The organism is Microbacterium faecale (assembly GCF_014640975.1).
GTDB classification, from domain to species: domain Bacteria; phylum Actinomycetota; class Actinomycetes; order Actinomycetales; family Microbacteriaceae; genus Microbacterium; species Microbacterium faecale.
In genome coordinates this window covers 255,250-270,006 of sequence record NZ_BMHO01000002.1, presented here as the reverse complement: position 1 = coordinate 270,006, position 14,757 = coordinate 255,250, and the positions used below count along the sequence as shown (strand labels likewise).

The 14,757-nt window shown below is 69.6% G+C and carries 16 protein-coding genes; 7 read left to right on the top strand and 9 right to left on the bottom strand.

Features of this window, described 5'->3' with window-relative positions:
- Window position 1: 1 nt before the first annotated feature.
- The 4 genes from IEW87_RS14260 to IEW87_RS14245 are packed head-to-tail and all read right to left on the bottom strand — an operon-like array spanning window position 2 to window position 3,685.
- A complete protein-coding gene (locus tag IEW87_RS14260; protein ID WP_188713055.1) occupies window positions 2–766 on the bottom strand; it encodes a hypothetical protein in 765 nt (254 codons plus the stop codon).
- A complete protein-coding gene (locus IEW87_RS14255) occupies window positions 763–2,271 on the bottom strand; it encodes an oligosaccharide flippase family protein (RefSeq protein ID WP_188713054.1) in 1,509 nt (502 codons plus the stop codon). Before IEW87_RS14255 ends, IEW87_RS14260 begins: the two co-directional genes overlap by 4 nt.
- Window positions 2,268–3,056, bottom strand: a complete 789-nt coding sequence (locus IEW87_RS14250; protein ID WP_188713053.1) for a WecB/TagA/CpsF family glycosyltransferase — start codon at window positions 3,054–3,056, stop codon at window positions 2,268–2,270. Before IEW87_RS14250 ends, IEW87_RS14255 begins: the two co-directional genes overlap by 4 nt.
- Window positions 3,056–3,685, bottom strand: coding sequence for a sugar transferase (locus IEW87_RS14245; protein WP_188713052.1), 630 nt, complete (start codon window positions 3,683–3,685; stop codon window positions 3,056–3,058). The genes IEW87_RS14250 and IEW87_RS14245 overlap by 1 nt, the downstream gene beginning before the upstream one ends.
- Before the next feature lie 239 nt (window positions 3,686–3,924).
- Here IEW87_RS14245 and IEW87_RS14240 point away from each other — a divergent pair, with 239 nt between their 5' ends.
- The 3 genes from IEW87_RS14240 to IEW87_RS14230 are packed head-to-tail and all read left to right on the top strand — an operon-like array spanning window position 3,925 to window position 6,963.
- Entirely contained in the window at window positions 3,925–4,836 is a 912-nt protein-coding gene (locus IEW87_RS14240; protein WP_188713051.1) for a 1,4-dihydroxy-2-naphthoyl-CoA synthase, read from the top strand.
- Window positions 4,837–4,855: 19 nt separating this feature from the next.
- Window positions 4,856–5,977 (top strand): AMP-binding protein, encoded by a 1,122-nt coding sequence (locus tag IEW87_RS14235; protein ID WP_188713050.1) that lies wholly within the window; start codon window positions 4,856–4,858, stop codon window positions 5,975–5,977.
- A 35-nt stretch (window positions 5,978–6,012) separates the two neighbouring features.
- Window positions 6,013–6,963, top strand: coding sequence for a 1,4-dihydroxy-2-naphthoate polyprenyltransferase (locus IEW87_RS14230; protein WP_188713049.1), 951 nt, complete (start codon window positions 6,013–6,015; stop codon window positions 6,961–6,963).
- Here IEW87_RS14230 and IEW87_RS14225 read toward each other — a convergent pair.
- The 5 genes from IEW87_RS14225 to IEW87_RS14205 all read right to left on the bottom strand — a co-directional run bounded on the left by IEW87_RS14225 (window position 6,919) and on the right by IEW87_RS14205 (window position 10,438).
- On the bottom strand, window positions 6,919–7,227 hold the full coding sequence (locus IEW87_RS14225; RefSeq protein ID WP_188713048.1) for a DUF4229 domain-containing protein: 309 nt from the start codon (window positions 7,225–7,227) through the stop codon (window positions 6,919–6,921). The two genes, IEW87_RS14230 and IEW87_RS14225, sit on opposite strands and share 45 nt — an antisense overlap.
- A 97-nt stretch (window positions 7,228–7,324) precedes the next feature.
- Window positions 7,325–8,140 (bottom strand): ectoine/hydroxyectoine ABC transporter ATP-binding protein EhuA, encoded by an 816-nt coding sequence (ehuA, locus tag IEW87_RS14220; protein WP_373285135.1) that lies wholly within the window; start codon window positions 8,138–8,140, stop codon window positions 7,325–7,327.
- A complete protein-coding gene (gene ehuD, locus IEW87_RS14215) occupies window positions 8,130–8,783 on the bottom strand; it encodes an ectoine/hydroxyectoine ABC transporter permease subunit EhuD (RefSeq protein ID WP_188713047.1) in 654 nt (217 codons plus the stop codon). The genes ehuA and ehuD overlap by 11 nt, the downstream gene beginning before the upstream one ends.
- On the bottom strand, window positions 8,780–9,493 hold the full coding sequence (locus IEW87_RS14210; RefSeq protein ID WP_229731222.1) for an amino acid ABC transporter permease: 714 nt from the start codon (window positions 9,491–9,493) through the stop codon (window positions 8,780–8,782). Before IEW87_RS14210 ends, ehuD begins: the two co-directional genes overlap by 4 nt.
- A 21-nt stretch (window positions 9,494–9,514) precedes the next feature.
- The gene (locus IEW87_RS14205; protein ID WP_188713046.1) at window positions 9,515–10,438 is read right to left on the bottom strand and encodes a transporter substrate-binding domain-containing protein; all 924 of its coding nucleotides are present in this window, start codon (window positions 10,436–10,438) and stop codon (window positions 9,515–9,517) included.
- Window positions 10,439–10,618: 180 nt separating this feature from the next.
- On the opposite strand from IEW87_RS14205, the gene IEW87_RS14200 reads away from it, so the two are divergent.
- The 4 genes from IEW87_RS14200 to IEW87_RS14185 are packed head-to-tail and all read left to right on the top strand — an operon-like array spanning window position 10,619 to window position 14,649.
- Window positions 10,619–11,374 carry a GntR family transcriptional regulator gene (locus tag IEW87_RS14200; protein WP_188713045.1) on the top strand — a complete coding sequence of 252 codons (756 nt, stop codon included), beginning with the start codon at window positions 10,619–10,621 and terminating at the stop codon, window positions 11,372–11,374.
- 38 nt (window positions 11,375–11,412) lie between these two features.
- The gene (locus IEW87_RS14195; RefSeq protein WP_188713044.1) at window positions 11,413–11,817 is read left to right on the top strand and encodes a PLD nuclease N-terminal domain-containing protein; all 405 of its coding nucleotides are present in this window, start codon (window positions 11,413–11,415) and stop codon (window positions 11,815–11,817) included.
- The gene (gene menD, locus IEW87_RS14190) at window positions 11,804–13,498 is read left to right on the top strand and encodes a 2-succinyl-5-enolpyruvyl-6-hydroxy-3-cyclohexene-1-carboxylic-acid synthase (protein WP_188713043.1); all 1,695 of its coding nucleotides are present in this window, start codon (window positions 11,804–11,806) and stop codon (window positions 13,496–13,498) included. The genes IEW87_RS14195 and menD overlap by 14 nt, the downstream gene beginning before the upstream one ends.
- 38 nt (window positions 13,499–13,536) lie before the next feature.
- Complete coding sequence (locus IEW87_RS14185; protein ID WP_188713042.1) at window positions 13,537–14,649, top strand: glycerate kinase; 1,113 nt, start codon at window positions 13,537–13,539, stop codon at window positions 14,647–14,649.
- The last annotated feature ends 108 nt before the right edge of the window (window positions 14,650–14,757 follow it).

Sequence of the window (14,757 nt, the reverse complement as noted above, 5' to 3'; positions counted from 1 at the left end):
GTCAACAGGTCGGGTCGTCGGGGAAGGTGCGGTCCGTCACGCGCCACACGCTGTCTTCGCGGACGAGCGTGAAGATGTGGCTTGCGCGCGGTGCCCGAGCAGAGTCGGAACCGACGGCGTCGCCCGATGCGTCGACGAGCGTGACGTCCCTCGAATCGATGCAGGCGACGACCGTCGCGACATTCCCCTCGTGTTCGGTGATCTCCAGGTCTGTCACCCGGCGCTCGCCGGAGAGCGTCCACCCGGAGCTCGCGAGCTCCAGCCACTCCGACTCGATCTCCTCCTGGAACGCGTCGGCCGCGATGTCGGCGAACGCGCGTTCGAGATCGACGGTGGCCGCCGCATGCGTGCTGTTCGGCGCCGTGAGCGCCGCACCGATCAGCACCTCGGCCGATCTCGGATCGATCTTCTCGATCGGCTCGAAGGGGGCTGCGAAGATGCTGGGCTCCTCGTCCGGGGCGGGACCGGGACTCGGCGTGGCCTGCGGCGCCTTGGGCTCGGCGGTCTCGTCCGGATCCGGGGTGGGGGAGGGCCCTGGCGCCGCGTTCGGAGGCGACGCCAGGGCGGTGGGAGAGGGCGTCACGCTCTCCGCGGCTCCAGGCGCACTGCCCGGAGCGTCCGTTGCCGTGACGGGGAGAAGAGGGGAGTCCCCCTCGGCAACGGGGCTTGATTGCGTCGCCAGAGCGACGGAGGACGCGCCGATCGCGACGACAACGACGGCGATGCCGGCGGTCAATGCGCGTCGGCGAGAAAGACGAGTGGTCATGAGGATGCTCCTGTCGTACGCGGCGCGATTCGCGCGTGTGAGACGAAGGCGTCGAGGTCGAGAACGGAGGCAGCGGCGCGCGCCCAGATGACGAGCGCGCCGCCACCGACGAGGATGGCGACCGCCAGTCCGAGCCACGTCGCGCCGAAGACCAGCCGCGCGGCCACCGCGGCGACGCCGACCGTCGCGGTGGCGATTGCCAGCGCGCGCAGGCCAGCGGCGAGCGGCAGGCGCAGACCGAGCACGTAGCGGACCTCGATCGTTGCGATGAGAGCGTCGGCCGCGCAGGCGACCGCCCAGGCGACAGCCGCTCCTGTGATTCCCCAGTGGGGAACGAGGAGGAACAGCAACGCGACATCGAGTGCGACCGCGAACGCCTTGTTGCCGGCGGCGAGTCCGCTGCGACCGCTCATCAGCAGGACGGAGTGCACGTTCCCGGCGAGAAAGGTGACCACGGATCCGACCGCGAGCGTCGCCAGCGCGACCTCGCCGGAGACGAACGACGGACCGACGATCGAGAGCGCGACCGGCGCGAATACGGCCAGCAGGACGTAGATCGGCGCGCTGAAGAGGACGAGCCATGTCGTCGCGGCGCGGAACACGCGGGCGATCCCGGCGCGGTCGTCGCGGTGCAGAAGTCGGCTGAAGACCGGGGCGACCACGACACGGATGGCTTGATCGATGAGTGAGCCCGCGGACGCGATACGGGTCGCCGCCCCGTAGACGCCGGCCGCAGCGGGACCGGCGATGCCGCCGACGATGAGCACATCGAGCCAGACGAGCAGCTGCGAGAGCGACTCGGACACGATGCGAGGCGCGGCGTAGCGCCCGATGCGCGCGCTCAGGCCGGACCCCCGGAACACGAAGGGGGCGTGTGTCGCCGTCGCACGTCGCGAGAGTTCATACGCGAGAATCGCGATCGCCGCGACGAGACCCACGACCGTGGGAAGAGCCCAGGCGAACACCACGGTCATCAGACCGCCTCCCACCGCCACGGCGATCGCGATCGCGACCGGACGCGCGAGGGGGAGGCCGACGCTCCACACCAGCGTGTAGGGCACGACGCCGCCGAGTGCGCGTGTGCAGGCGAGCGCGGTGACGAGCATCGCGACGACGGGCAGGAACCACGCGATCCGGGCGACCGCATCGGAGACGGCGCCGACCCCGAACGGGTTCGTCGTCAGGATGATCGCGCAGATCGTCCCGGCGACGCCGGATGCGCTCACGAGACGAATCGCCGTCGGGCGGAGCGCGGCGGGCGTCTGCTCGGCGAGGCGCGGCAGGATCCAGAGCGCCGCCGAATCCATGCCGCACCGGGCGACGCCGAGCGCGATGGCGAACGTCGCAATCGCCTGCAATACGACCCCCGCTCCGGCGTCGCCGAGGAGCCTCCCGAGCACGATGACGAGCACGATGCCGAGCACGGCGTTCGCCGCGGATCCGGCGAAGCTGACGATGCTCGCGCGGGCGACCGCGCGGTGCGGGGCGACGGTCGTGGTGCTCATGCGAATCGGCGCTTCGCTCCGGACACGCGCCCAGCGGCGCGCTGGCGCATCACGGCCGCGACGAACGCGGGGTTGCCGACGAGGTAGCGGTGCGCGAGTCGGCGCGGCTCGATTGCGAGCCGCCACAGCCACTCGAGGCCGCCCTGTTGCATGACCTTCGGCGCGCGACGGTGGGCGCCACTGAGCCAATCGAACAGACCACCGCACGTGAGCACGACCGGCGGCAGTGACGCGCGGTTTCGCTCGATCCACCGCTCCTGCAGCGGGTCCCCGAGGCCGACGAAGAGGATCCGCGTGCCGTGGTCGTGAATCTCGCCGAGCACGCGGTCGGTCTCGCGTGCGTCGAAGAAGCCGTGCGCGGCGTCGAGCACCACCTCGGGGGTGCGCTCGCGCATGCGGTTCGCCGCAGCCGAGGCGACGCCGGGGGCGCCGCCGAGGAAGAAGACGGGAGCGCCTTCACGAGCGGCCCCGTCGATGACGGCGGGGGCGAGGTCGGTCGTGGCGACGCGCTCGGGAAGGACCGTGCCGAGTGAGCGCGCAGCCCAGACGACGGACTGCCCATCGGCGTAGTTGAAGGTCGTGGTGTTGAGGAACGTGCGCAGTCGTTCGTCGTGCCGGGCGAGATTCACGACGTGGGCGTTGACGCCGACCAGGATGTCGGTCGTGCCGGTCGCGGACATCTCGAGGATGCGGGCGGTCGCCTCGCGGAGGGTCACGGCGGCGACGGGGACGCCGTCGATGCGCGTGATGCCGGGGGCGTGAGGGGACGTGAGGGTGGAGGACATCAGTACGCTCCTTTCGGGCTGACGATCACGGCGACGGTGCGCGCGATATAGATCACGTCGGTCTGGATCGACCAGTTGTCGACGTAGTGGAGGTCGAGATGGACGCTCTGCTCCCAGGAGAGGTCGCTGCGTCCGCTCACCTGCCAGGGGCCCGTGATGCCGGGCTTCACGGCGAGTCGCCGGACGACGATCCCGTCATAGGTCTGCGCCTCGACGGGAAGCGGGGGCCGCGGCCCGACGACGCTCATGTCGCCGACGAGCACGTTCCAGAACTGCGGCAGCTCATCGATCGAGTAGCGGCGCAGGAATCGCCCGACGCGGGTGACGCGGGGGTCGCGATGGAGCTTGAACAGTGGCCCGTCGGCCTGATTCGCGCTCACCAGCGCGGCCAGTTCGTCCTCGGCGTCGAGGAACATCGAGCGGAACTTGACGATGCGGAACGGCCGGCCGTCGCGGCCGAGTCGTTGTTGCCGAAAGAGGACGGGACCGGGAGAGTCCAGGGTGATCGCCAGCGCGATGATCGGCAGCAGGAACGCGACGATCGTGAGCCCGCACAGGGCGACGACGATGTCGAGCGCGCGCTTGGCCGCCTCCTGGTCGGCGCGAACGTCGCCGGCTAGGGCGGTCATGCCGCGTTCCCTCGAGTGATGTGCATCTGCTTCGCGCCTCTCCGCACGGACATCTGCCGTCGGGTGACGCCCCGCGGCCGCAGCACCCCGGGCGAGACCAGGGGATGCCGTTATCGAGAAAGAGCACCCTCGGTCGGTTCTGATACATCGGATCGGAAAAATCTTTTTCGCGCCCGCGCCGAGCACGCGTGACGAGGCTCTTCAGGCGACGTCTGCGCCGCGCGGCGTAGGCTGGGTTCGTGACCTCCGCCAACGTTTCCGACCTGTTCGATGCCGCCGAATGGCGCCCCGCTCCGGGCTCGGCGACGTACCGCGACATCACGGCGCACGTCTCGACGGATGGCCGAATCTCGCGCATCGCGTTCAACCGACCGGAGGTGCGCAACGCGTTCCGCCCCGGCACCGTCGACGAGCTGTATCACGCACTCGAGACGGCTCGGACGGATCCGGCGATCGGCTGCGTCTTGCTGACCGGCAACGGCCCGAGTCCGAAGGACGGCGGCTGGGCATTCTGCTCGGGCGGCGACCAGCGGATCCGCGGACGCGACGGCTACAAGTACTCCGAGGACGAGGCTGCCGTCACGGATCCGGCGCGCGCCGGCCGACTGCACATCCTCGAGGTGCAGCGGCTCATCCGCTTCATGCCAAAGGTCGTCATCGCGGTGGTGCCTGGCTGGGCTGCCGGCGGCGGGCACTCGTTGCATGCCGTCTGCGACCTCACGATCGCGTCGCGGGAGCACGGCCGGTTCAAGCAGACCGACGCCGACGTGGGGTCCTTCGACGCGGGCTATGGGTCCGCGTACTACGCCAAGCAGATCGGTCAGAAGCTCGCGCGTGAGGTGTTCTTCCTCGCCGAGGAGTATTCGGCCGAGCGCGCCTACGAGATGGGCGCGGTGAACCGCGTCGTCGCACACGCCGACCTCGAGCGTGAAGCGATCGGGATGGCGCGGACGATCCTGGGCAAGTCGCCGACCGCGATCCGGATGCTCAAATACGCGTTCAACGCGACGGACGACGGCATGGTCGGACTGCAGATGTTCGCGGGCGAGACGACGCGCCTCGCCTACGGCACCGATGAGGCGGTCGAGGGGCGCGACGCCTTCCTCGACAAGCGCGACCCGGACTGGACCGGCTTCCCCTACCACTTCTGATGTGCGCCATGGGTGTGACGTGAGACTCGAACGCGTCGAGGCGGCGGATCCGCGCGACGTGCTGCGCGCGGTGCGCGGCGCGGTCCTCGGCGCGGGCCCCGCGATCGCGCTCGGCGGCGGCGACCTGCCGTTCGAGGTCCCCGCGGGGACGGCGCTCGTCGTGACGACCTCGGGCTCCACGGGCGTGCCCAAGTCGGTTGCGCTGTCCCGTTCGGCGCTGACGGCGTCGGCGATGGCGACCGCCGCGCGCATCGGTGAGGGGCACTGGCTTCTGCCGCTCAGCGGTGGCACGATCGCGGGCATCCAGGTGATGGTGCGCGCGCTCGTCGCGGGGCGCGATCCGGCGATCCTCGCGGGCCGATTCTCCGCGCCGGCCTTCGCACATGCCGCGAGCGGCATGCGCTCGACCGTCGGCGGCGAGCGGATCCCGACCTTCACCTCGCTCGTGCCGGCGCAGCTGCTGACGCTCGTCGACGCCGCCGAGGAGGCCCCGCCCGTCGCGCAGGCGCTGGCCTCGTTCGAGGCGATCCTCGTCGGCGGGCAGCGCCTTCCTGATGTTCTCCGTGAACGCGCGCTCGCGCTCGGGGCGCGCCTCGTGCGCACGTACGGCTCCACCGAGACGAGCGGCGGCTGCGTCTACGACGGAGCACCGCTGGACGACGTCCGCGTCGAGGTCGTCGACGGGGAGCTGCGCATCGCCGGTCCGCACCTCGCCGACGGCTATCTCGGGGATCCGGACCGCACCGCTGCGGCATTCGTCGTCGACGCCTCCGGAATGCGCTGGTACCGCACGGGAGACGCCGGATCCGTCGCCGACGGTCGCGTGCGCGTCACGGGGCGCATCGACAATGTCATCGTCTCCGGCGGCGTCAACGTCTCGCTCGACCGCGTCGAGGCGATCGTGCGTGAGGTTCCCGGCCTCGCCGACGCGGTCCTCGTGCCAGCGCCACACCCGCGTTGGGGCGAGGTCCCCGTCATCGTCACCGCCTCGCGGGTCGAGGCGCTGGGCGCTGCGCGCGCGGCCGTCGAGCGCGAGCTCGGAGCCCCGGGACGACCAGACCGCGTCGTGCGCGTCGCGACGATCCCGCGGCTGGCGAGCGGCAAGCCGGACCGCCGGGCACTCCGCGCCCGCGTCATCTGAGCGCGGGCCGCACGGCCCGACTACGATGGGGGTCCGTGGCGAAGAACTCCAGGAACGTGAGCGGAAATCCGGCGAAGCGCGGCACGACGAAGGCGCCGCCGCCGAAGCCGGTGACCTTCGGCGACTGGGTGGGCGCCGCGCGGCTGCGCACGCTGCCGCTCGCGGTGACGCCGGTCGTCATCGGCACGGGCGCCGCGGTGCTCGCGGACGTCGACCGTCAGTTCCACTGGGTGATCGCGCTCTTCTGCCTCGCCGTGTCGGTGCTGCTGCAGATCGGCGTGAACTTCGCCAACGACTACTCCGACGGCATCCGCGGCACTGACGACCTGCGCGTCGGCCCGGCGCGCATCACGGGGTCGAAGCGCGTCCCCGCGAAGACCGTGCTCATCGTCGCACTGACATTCTTCGGCCTCGCCGCGCTCGCCGGACTCGCCATCGTCATCCGCACCGGGCAGTGGTGGATGATCGCGGTCGGCGCGCTCTGCATCGTGGCCGCGTGGTTCTACACCGGCGGCCGCCGCCCATACGGTTACAACGCCCTCGGCGAGGTGTTCGTCTTCGTCTTCTTCGGGCTCGTCGCCACGCTCGGCACGACGTGGGTGCAGGCGCTGTACCTGCCGCAGGAGGCGTGGTTCGGCGCGGTCGCGGCCGGGTTCCTCGCCTGCGCGGTGCTGCTCGCGAATAACCTCCGGGACATCGAACAGGACCGCGCGGCCGGCAAGCGCACGCTCTCGGTGATCATCGGGCCGCTGGGTACGAAGATCCTCTATACGCTGCTCGTCGCAGCGGCGTACGGCATCGCCGCGTTCATCGCGCTGCTGTATCCGATCGCGTGGCTGTGCTTCTTCGGCCTCGTCGCCGTCGGTCCCGCGATCGCGATCGTGTGGAGCTTCCGGGTGCCGCGCGAGCTCGTCACTGCGCTCGCGCTGACCTCGATCAGCTCACCGATCTACGGAATCTTCCTCGCGTGGAGTTTCGTCGGCTAGCCGGGCATTCGCCTCGTTCTCGATGTCCTCGTCGATCTCGCGGGCGGACTTCGTCGTGCGGCGGCGTTCATAGAGGCCCTCGGAGAACTCCGAGCGCGGCTTCTGCAGGAAGATGATCGACAGGCTCACGCCGATGAGACCTGCGAAGAGGATCGCGAGCCACCACATGTTCCAGAAGGCCGGGAACAGCATCATGATGCCCAGGGGCACCAGGAAGAACGCCAGGCGCAGCAGCGTGTACGTGATGACGGAGCGGGCCTTCATAGGGCCATTCTAGATTCCGCGCCTGACAGCGGCCGGGACGCACGACGAGGGGCGCCGCACCAGCCGGTGCGACGCCCCTCGTCGTGCGAGCGGAGAATCAGGCGACGGCCGAAAGGAAGTCCTTCGTGCGCTGCTCCTGCGGATTGTCGAAGATGTCGGAGGGTGCCCCCTCCTCGACGATCCGCCCCTTGTCGAACATGAGGACGCGGTTCGACACGTCGCGCGCGAACTGCATCTCGTGCGTGACGATCAGCATCGTCACGTCGGTCGTCTCGGCGATGTTCCGGAGGATCCCCAGCACCTCGCCGACGACCTCGGGGTCGAGCGCGCTCGTGACCTCGTCGAGCAGCATGATCTCGGGATCCATCGCGAGGCACCGCGCAATCGCGACGCGCTGCTGCTGACCGCCCGAGAGCGATGTGGGGTGCGCGTTCGCCTTGTCGGGCAGGCCGACCTGCTCGAGCAGCTCGTGCGCCCGCTTGATGGCTTCCGCCTTCGACCGTCCCAGCACATGCACGGGAGCCTCGATGATGTTCTCGAGGACCGTCATGTTCGGGAACAGGTTGAACTGCTGGAACACCATGCCGATGCGCTTACGCATCTGGGCGCGCTCCCTGTCCTTGATGACGACCCGCTTGCCATCGCGCTGGAGGTGCGTGAGCGGATTTCCGTCCACCAGGATGTAGCCGTCCGTCGAGTCCTCGAGAGTCATCACGAGACGCAAGATGGTCGTCTTCCCGGATCCACTGGGGCCGATCAGCGTGACGCGATCGCCCTTGCGGACCGTGAAGTTGAGGTGGTCGAGCACGGTGTTGTCGCCGTAGCGCTTCACGACCTGCTCGAAGCGGATCGCGGGGACTTCACCCTCCGCGAGTTCGACCGCACCAGTGTGAGTGTGGGGTTCAGTAGACAAGACGCTTCTCCAATCGCCCAATGAGGAGAGAGGTGGGATAGCTCGCGACAAGGAACAGGATGCCCGCGACGATGAACACCTCGGTGAACCGGAAGGTGCCCGCGCCGTATTCGCGCGCTGCACCGACCATGTCCATCACGGCGATCGTGACGAGGAACGGCGTCTCCTTGAACATCGAGATGACGTAGTTTCCGAGGGCGGGAACGGTTGCGCGCACCGCCTGCGGGATGATGACAGCGATCCAGGTCCGGCCCGGCGACATGCTGAGGGCAGTGGTTGCTTCCCACTGGCCCTTCGGTACGGCGTCGATTCCGGATCGGTAGACCTCTGCCATGAAGGTGGCGTAGTGGATGCCGAACACGATGATGCCGACGGTGAGGCCGGAGATGCTCGGTATCGCGTAGTAGACGAACAGCAGCTGCACGACGATCGGCGTCATGCGGACGAAGTTCATCAGGAAGGTCACGATGCCCGAGATCGGTTGCGGCGCGGTGCGGCGGACGAGGGCGATCACGAGCCCGAGGACCGCGGCGATGATACTGCCGACGATGGTGACGAGCAACGTCACCTTGACGAAGGCCGCGAGCATGTCCGGCAACGCCGCCCAGACGTGCTCCCAGTTCCAGAGAGAGTCGTCGATCATGCTGCGACCCCCTTCGTGTCCGGAACCATCTTGAGCTTCTTCGTCCCACGCCCGAGCTTCGCGACAGCGCGCTTCTCAAGCAGTCCCATCAGCGTCGACAGAATGTATGCCAGGACGAAGTAGATGACCAGCGCCACAGAGTATGCGAAGAACACGTCCGTGTCCTGGCGCAGGTCGTTGAAGACCTTTGTCAGCTCGACGATCGTGATGGTGTACACGACGGCCGTTCCCTTCAGAAGCTGGATCAGCAGGTTGTTCAGGGACGGGATCATCAGTGCCCACGCCTGCGGGAAGATGACGCGCACCATGCGCTGAGTGGGCGACATGCTGAGCGCGGTCGTGGCCTCCCACTGGCCCTTGGGTACCGAGTTGATGGATCCGCGTACGACCTCCGCGCCGTACGCACCGTAGTTGAGGCCGAGGCCGATGAGGCCGACTACGAGGGGAGGAAGATCGAGGTTGAACGGCGGCAGCGGCAGCACGAAGAACAGGAAGAACAGCTGCACGACGAGCGAGGTGCCGCGGAAGAACTCGATCACGACGCGGGCGAACCCGCGCAGAAACACATTTTGGACACGGGCGAGCAGCCCGAGTCCGATGGCGATGAGAAGCGCGAGGACGGCGCCCCCGATGGTCAGCTCGACGGTGATCAGGAGACCGTCGAGGACCTGCGGGAGGCGCCGTCCTAGCGTTTCGATGTAGTCAGTCACGACTGGGGTATCGATTCCTGCTTACTGCAGCTCTTCGAGATCGCCCGAGCAGAGCTGGTCGGTGGTGAGGTCCTGCGGCGGCAGGTTCTCAGCCGAGAAGCCGAAGGGCTCCACGAGGCCGAGGTACGCCGACTCGTCGCCCGTGACGTTCGCGAGCTCCTCGTTGTAGGCCTCGAGCAGGTCGGAGTCAGCCGGGCGGAAGACCGTGGCTCCGGCACCGATCTGCTTGATGCCGTCGATCTCCTGCACGAACGCCTCGGTGGTCTCAAGGTCGTCCATGTTCTCGGTCATCCAGGCGAGCGAGACCGCGGTCAGCGCGAACGCGTCGGCGCGGCCGGCCTGGACGGTCTCGAGGCCTGATGCGGCACCGTCGACCTGGACGACGTTGCTATAGCCGCCGAGCTGATCCACGTAGCCATCCTCGATCGCACCCGACTGGAGCGCGAGCTTGACGTCGCCGTCCGACTCGAGCACGGAGTCGAGATCGGTGAGACCCATCGGATTGCCCGCCGGGACGGCCAGGGTCGTCGTGTACATGATCTCGGGGTCGCCGAACGCCGCCTGCTCGCAGCGTTCGGGGGTGATGGACATTCCGGCGCTGACCGCGTCCCAGCGGCCGGCGATGAGTCCGGGGATGAGGTTGTCCCAGGCAACTTCTTCGACCTCGATGTTGTCGATGCCGAGGTTGCCGAAGACCTCTTCGTGAATCGCGATGGTCGCGCCCGTGGGCTCTCCCGAATCGTCGACCCAGGAGTAGGGCTGTTCGCCGTTGATGGCGACCGTGATGGTGCCTTCTTCTTGCAGGCGCTCGAGCGTGCTCGCGTCGCCGCCGCCGCCGTCGGTGCCACCGCCGCCGTCGTCGCCGCCGGACGCGCAGCCGGCGAGGCCGAGCGCGAGAATACCGGCTCCCGCGATACCCGCGGTCCACTTGGTGCGTCGAATCATGATGATTCCTCTCCGTGATGTGCTGTCACGCCCAGCGGGCGCTCGGTATAAGGGCAGTACAACCGTTTCACAATGTCAGCGCAAGGGCAATCTTCCTGTCCGGTTGTCCTACACGAGGACACCCTGCGACAATGGGAGAATAAACGGGTGAGAGAACTTCTCGGATCCAGGAGGGATCACGTGTCGAAGTCGGCTTCGCGTCTCAACGCGGCACGCTCCGTCGTGCCCGTGTCGCGCATGTCGACAGTCGACCTGATCGTGATCGAGCTGCGCAAGGCGATTCTGGCCGGGAACCTGGCCGTCGGTGCCCCGCTTGGCGAGGTCGAGATCGCCTCCCAGCTCGGCGTGAGTCGCGGTCCGCTGCGCGAGGCCGCGCAACGCCTCGTGCAAGAGGGGTTGCTCGTGTCCGTGCCCGGGCGCGGCATGCGCGTACGGCGGATCCTGTCGACAGAGGTGCCCGACCTCTATGAGTCGCGTCTGGCGCTCGAGTCGCACGCTGCGCGTCGCCTCGCCCAGCGCCCGGAGCCAACCCAGATCGCAGAACTCGAGGCCTGTCTCGCGCGGCTCATTGCCGTGAGCGCAGCCGATGCGGCGATGCCGATCGGCGATGCTGACCTCGCCTTCCACCGTCAGCTCGTCGATCTCGTCGGCAGCCGCCGACTTTCGATGCGCATCGAGACGCTCCTCGCGGAGACCCGCGTGGCGAGCCTGAGCGCCGAGGACGGCTTTCACGTCCGCCGATCGGTCTCGCCGACCTACCGCGAGCTCGTCGACGCGATCGCGGCGGGCGACGGAGACGCCGCAGCCGAAGCGCTCTCGCGCCAGTTCGAGGCCGCGGTGGCGCGCCTGACGGGCGAGGACGACTCCGCTGAGACCGTCGAATCGCCGACGGGCGACGAACCGCCGAGGTTCAGCCGCATCGAATCGTCGGAGTAGTCAGGTCCCGCCGATCTGCTCGGCAATAGACTGGTCTTGTGGGTCGACTCCTTATTCCTCTGGCACTCGTTGCCCTGGCGTTCTGGGTGTTCAGCATCGTTGACTGTGCCATCCAGCCGCCGACGCGGCATCGTGGCGCCTCGAAGCGGGTCTGGATCCTCATCACGCTCGTTCCCGTGATCGGCGGCATCCTGTGGTGGGTCATCGGCCGCTCGCGCGATGCGCAGCCGCAGTCGTCCGCGGGACAGCCGGTCGCGCCGGATGACGACCCCCGCTTCACCGCCTCCGATGAGCGCATTCGTCGCCTCGAGGAGGAGCTCGCCATGCTTGACGCCGAGGAGGCCTTTGGCTCGCCGAGCGCCGGCGACGACGAGGCGCCCGATGAGAGGGCCGCCGATTCCGACGAGGACCACGGAGACGGCCCGCGGGATGAGCGCGCCTGACGGGGCCTCGCCCGCGACCGAGGCCGCGTGCGCGCTGCTGGACGCCCTCGTCACGCTGGGGGTGCGGCACATCGTCGTGAGCCCCGGCTCGCGATCCCAAGCACTCGCGCTCGCCGCAGCGGATCTCGAACGGACGGAACGCGTCCGCCTGCACGTGCGCATCGACGAGCGCTCGGCGGGATTCACAGCGCTGGGCATCGGCCGCGAGACGCGCGTGCCCGCGGCCGTCATCTGCACGTCCGGAACCGCTGCCGCCAACCTGCTGCCGGCCGCACTCGAGGCACATCACTCCGGGATCCCGCTGCTGCTGCTTACGGCCGACCGACCGCCCGAGCTGCGCGGCGTCGGCGCCAACCAGACGACGGATCAGCCGTCCCTGTTCTCGTCCTTCGCGCGCCTGGCGATCGACGCTCCCGTGCCCGACGGATCGGCCTGGCCGGCGCAGGAGCTCGCGGCGCGCGCATTCGTCGCCGCGGCGGGCGAGTCGGTGCAGGGCGTCGCTCATCTCGACCTGCCCTTCCGTGAGCCGCTCGCCGGCGAGCTTCCGGAGTGGTTCCGCGGCGGTCGCGTGCGCGACGCCGATGCCGTCATCGCGCAGGCGCGTGCGATGCTGCCGGATCCGCCTGAGCCCACCGTGCTCGACCGCGGCCCGCGCACGATCGTGGTGGCCGGGGCCGATGCGGGCGACGATGCCGAGATTCTCGCTCATCAGGGCGGGTGGCCGCTCGTTGCGGAGATCGTCAGCGGGTCGCGGTACGGCGCGCTCGCTGTGGCTGGCTACCGCGCGGCGCTCGCCGATCCGAAACTCGGTGGACGCGTCGAGCGCGTCGTCGTCGTGGGACACCCCACGCTGCAGCGCGAGACGGCACGTCTGCTCGCCCGAGACGACATCGACATCGTCGCGCTCGCCGGAGCGGGCGAATCTCTCGACCTGAATGGGTCCACGCGCGTCGCGCACGCCGTGCAGATCGCGCCCGGTGACGTCGACGAGGCGTGGCTGCGCGCGTGGCGGATCCACGGACGCGAGCACGCGATCGACCTGGAGCCGCCCGCGCCGGATTCTGCCGGGCTCGCGTCGACGGATCCGAAGACCCGGCTCGGTGCGGTCCGGGCAGAGCTCGATGCCGTGCGGACACCGCTCGATCGCGCGCAGCTCGTGGCGGGCGTCTGGCGCGCGACGTGGCCGCACGACCGCCTCGTGTTCGGGTCGAGCCGCCTCGTGCGGGTCGCGGACGACGTGCTGCGCGGCAAGAAGGTGCCCGTGCACGCGAACCGCGGACTGGCGGGCATCGACGGCACGATTGCGACCGGCCTCGGCATCGCCCTGGCCAGCCAGCAGGACGGGGCGGCGGGCGTCACGCGCGTCCTCCTCGGTGATCTCGCGCTCTTGCACGACATCGGCTCGCTCCTCTTCGCCGAGGGCGAGCCGCGGCCACGGATCCAGGTGATCGTCGGCAACGACCGCGGCGGCACGATCTTCGATGGGCTCGAGGTCGCGAGTGTCGCGGATCCCGCGTCGATGACGCGCGTGCTGCTCACCCCGCCGTCGGTCGACCTCGCGCCGCTCGCCGCGGCGTACGGCTGGGAGTATACGCGCGCGGCGACGCGTTCCGAGCTCGATGTCGCGCTGACGGCGCCCATCTCCGGGCCGCAGCTCCTCGAGGTGCCACTCGAGCGGTAGGGACCGGGCGTGGCTGCGGAATCGGGCAGGATGGACCCATGACCACCGCACGGCGCATCGTGATCGCCCCCGATAGCTTCAAGGGGTCGATCCCCGCCGCAGATGCGGCCGTCGCGATTGCGGAGGGCTGGGTGCGCCGCCGCCCGACCGACCACGTCGTCCTCCGCCCGATGGCCGACGGCGGCGAGGGCACACTCGACGCGTTCGAGAAGTCCGTGCCGGGCGCCGAGCGCGTCCCCGTACGGGTGACTGGCCCCGCGCGAGTTCCCGTCGACGCGTTCTGGGTGCGCCTGCCCGCGACGGACGGTCGGCCGGGAGGTGTCGGCGTCGTCGAGCTCGCCTCGACCTCCGGGATCGAGCTGCTCGGCGACGACCGCCACCCACTCACCGCCTCGACGCTCGGCTTCGGGCAGGCCATCGCCGCCGCCCTCGATGCCGGGGTGTCGCGCCTGGTCGTCGGCATCGGCTCGAGTGCCTCGACGGACGGTGGTGTCGGGATGCTCACCGCGCTCGGTGCGCGTTTCATGAACGACTTCGGCGCCTCGGTGCCGCCCGGCGTCGACGGGCTCGGCGAGATCACGACCCTCGACGTCACGGCGTTGCGTCCACCACCCGCCGGGGGCCTCACCGTGCTCAGCGACGTGACCAACCCCCTGCTGGGGGAGACCGGGGCCGCCGCCGTCTTCGGGCCGCAGAAGGGCCTCGATTCCGCGGGCGTCGCGCGGGCCGAGGCGGGGCTTGCCGCGCTCGCTCGCGCGGCCGACGGTCTCGACCTCGCGGTCAGGCCCGGGGCAGGCGCGGCAGGCGGGACCGGCTTCGGTCTGCTCATCTGGGGTGGGCAGATGGTGCCGGGATCCGCCGCGATCGCCGATCTCACGGGTCTCGCCCGCGATCTGGCTGGCGCCGACCTCGTCATCACGGGCGAAGGCCGTTACGACGGCCAGTCGGCCGCGGGGAAGGCGCCCGCGCACGTCGCCGCGCTCGCCGCGGAGGCGGGGGCGCCGGTCGCCCTCGTCGCGGGCGTGATCGACGGCGATGCGAGCGCTTTCCGTCGCGCGGTATCGCTCACGGATCTCGCCGGATCCGTCTCGGCCGCGCTCGCCGAGCCCGACCGCTGGCTGCGCGAGGCGGGCGCGACGCTCGCCGACTGAGTCCGACGTCACGATGGTCGGGCAGTCGCGGCGCTTCCGGATCCGATCCTTGCGTCGCGAGGCGAGCGCCATGTATCGTCGAACCGGTTCGCATCAACGAGGTCGGAA

What these genes read in the sequence shown, in the direction of transcription:
- IEW87_RS14260 (WP_188713055.1), bottom strand. Translation starts at nt 766, where the DNA reads ATGACCACTCGTCTTTCTCGCCGACGCGCATTGACCGCCGGCATCGCC.
- IEW87_RS14255 (WP_188713054.1), bottom strand. Translation starts at nt 2,271, where the DNA reads ATGAGCACCACGACCGTCGCCCCGCACCGCGCGGTCGCCCGCGCGAGC.
- IEW87_RS14250 (WP_188713053.1), bottom strand. Translation starts at nt 3,056, where the DNA reads ATGTCCTCCACCCTCACGTCCCCTCACGCCCCCGGCATCACGCGCATC.
- IEW87_RS14245 (WP_188713052.1), bottom strand. Translation starts at nt 3,685, where the DNA reads ATGACCGCCCTAGCCGGCGACGTTCGCGCCGACCAGGAGGCGGCCAAG.
- IEW87_RS14225 (WP_188713048.1), bottom strand. Translation starts at nt 7,227, where the DNA reads ATGAAGGCCCGCTCCGTCATCACGTACACGCTGCTGCGCCTGGCGTTC.
- ehuD (WP_188713047.1), bottom strand. Translation starts at nt 8,783, where the DNA reads ATGATCGACGACTCTCTCTGGAACTGGGAGCACGTCTGGGCGGCGTTG.
- IEW87_RS14205 (WP_188713046.1), bottom strand. Translation starts at nt 10,438, where the DNA reads ATGATTCGACGCACCAAGTGGACCGCGGGTATCGCGGGAGCCGGTATT.
- menD (WP_188713043.1), top strand. Translation starts at nt 11,804, where the DNA reads ATGAGCGCGCCTGACGGGGCCTCGCCCGCGACCGAGGCCGCGTGCGCG.
- IEW87_RS14185 (WP_188713042.1), top strand. Translation starts at nt 13,537, where the DNA reads ATGACCACCGCACGGCGCATCGTGATCGCCCCCGATAGCTTCAAGGGG.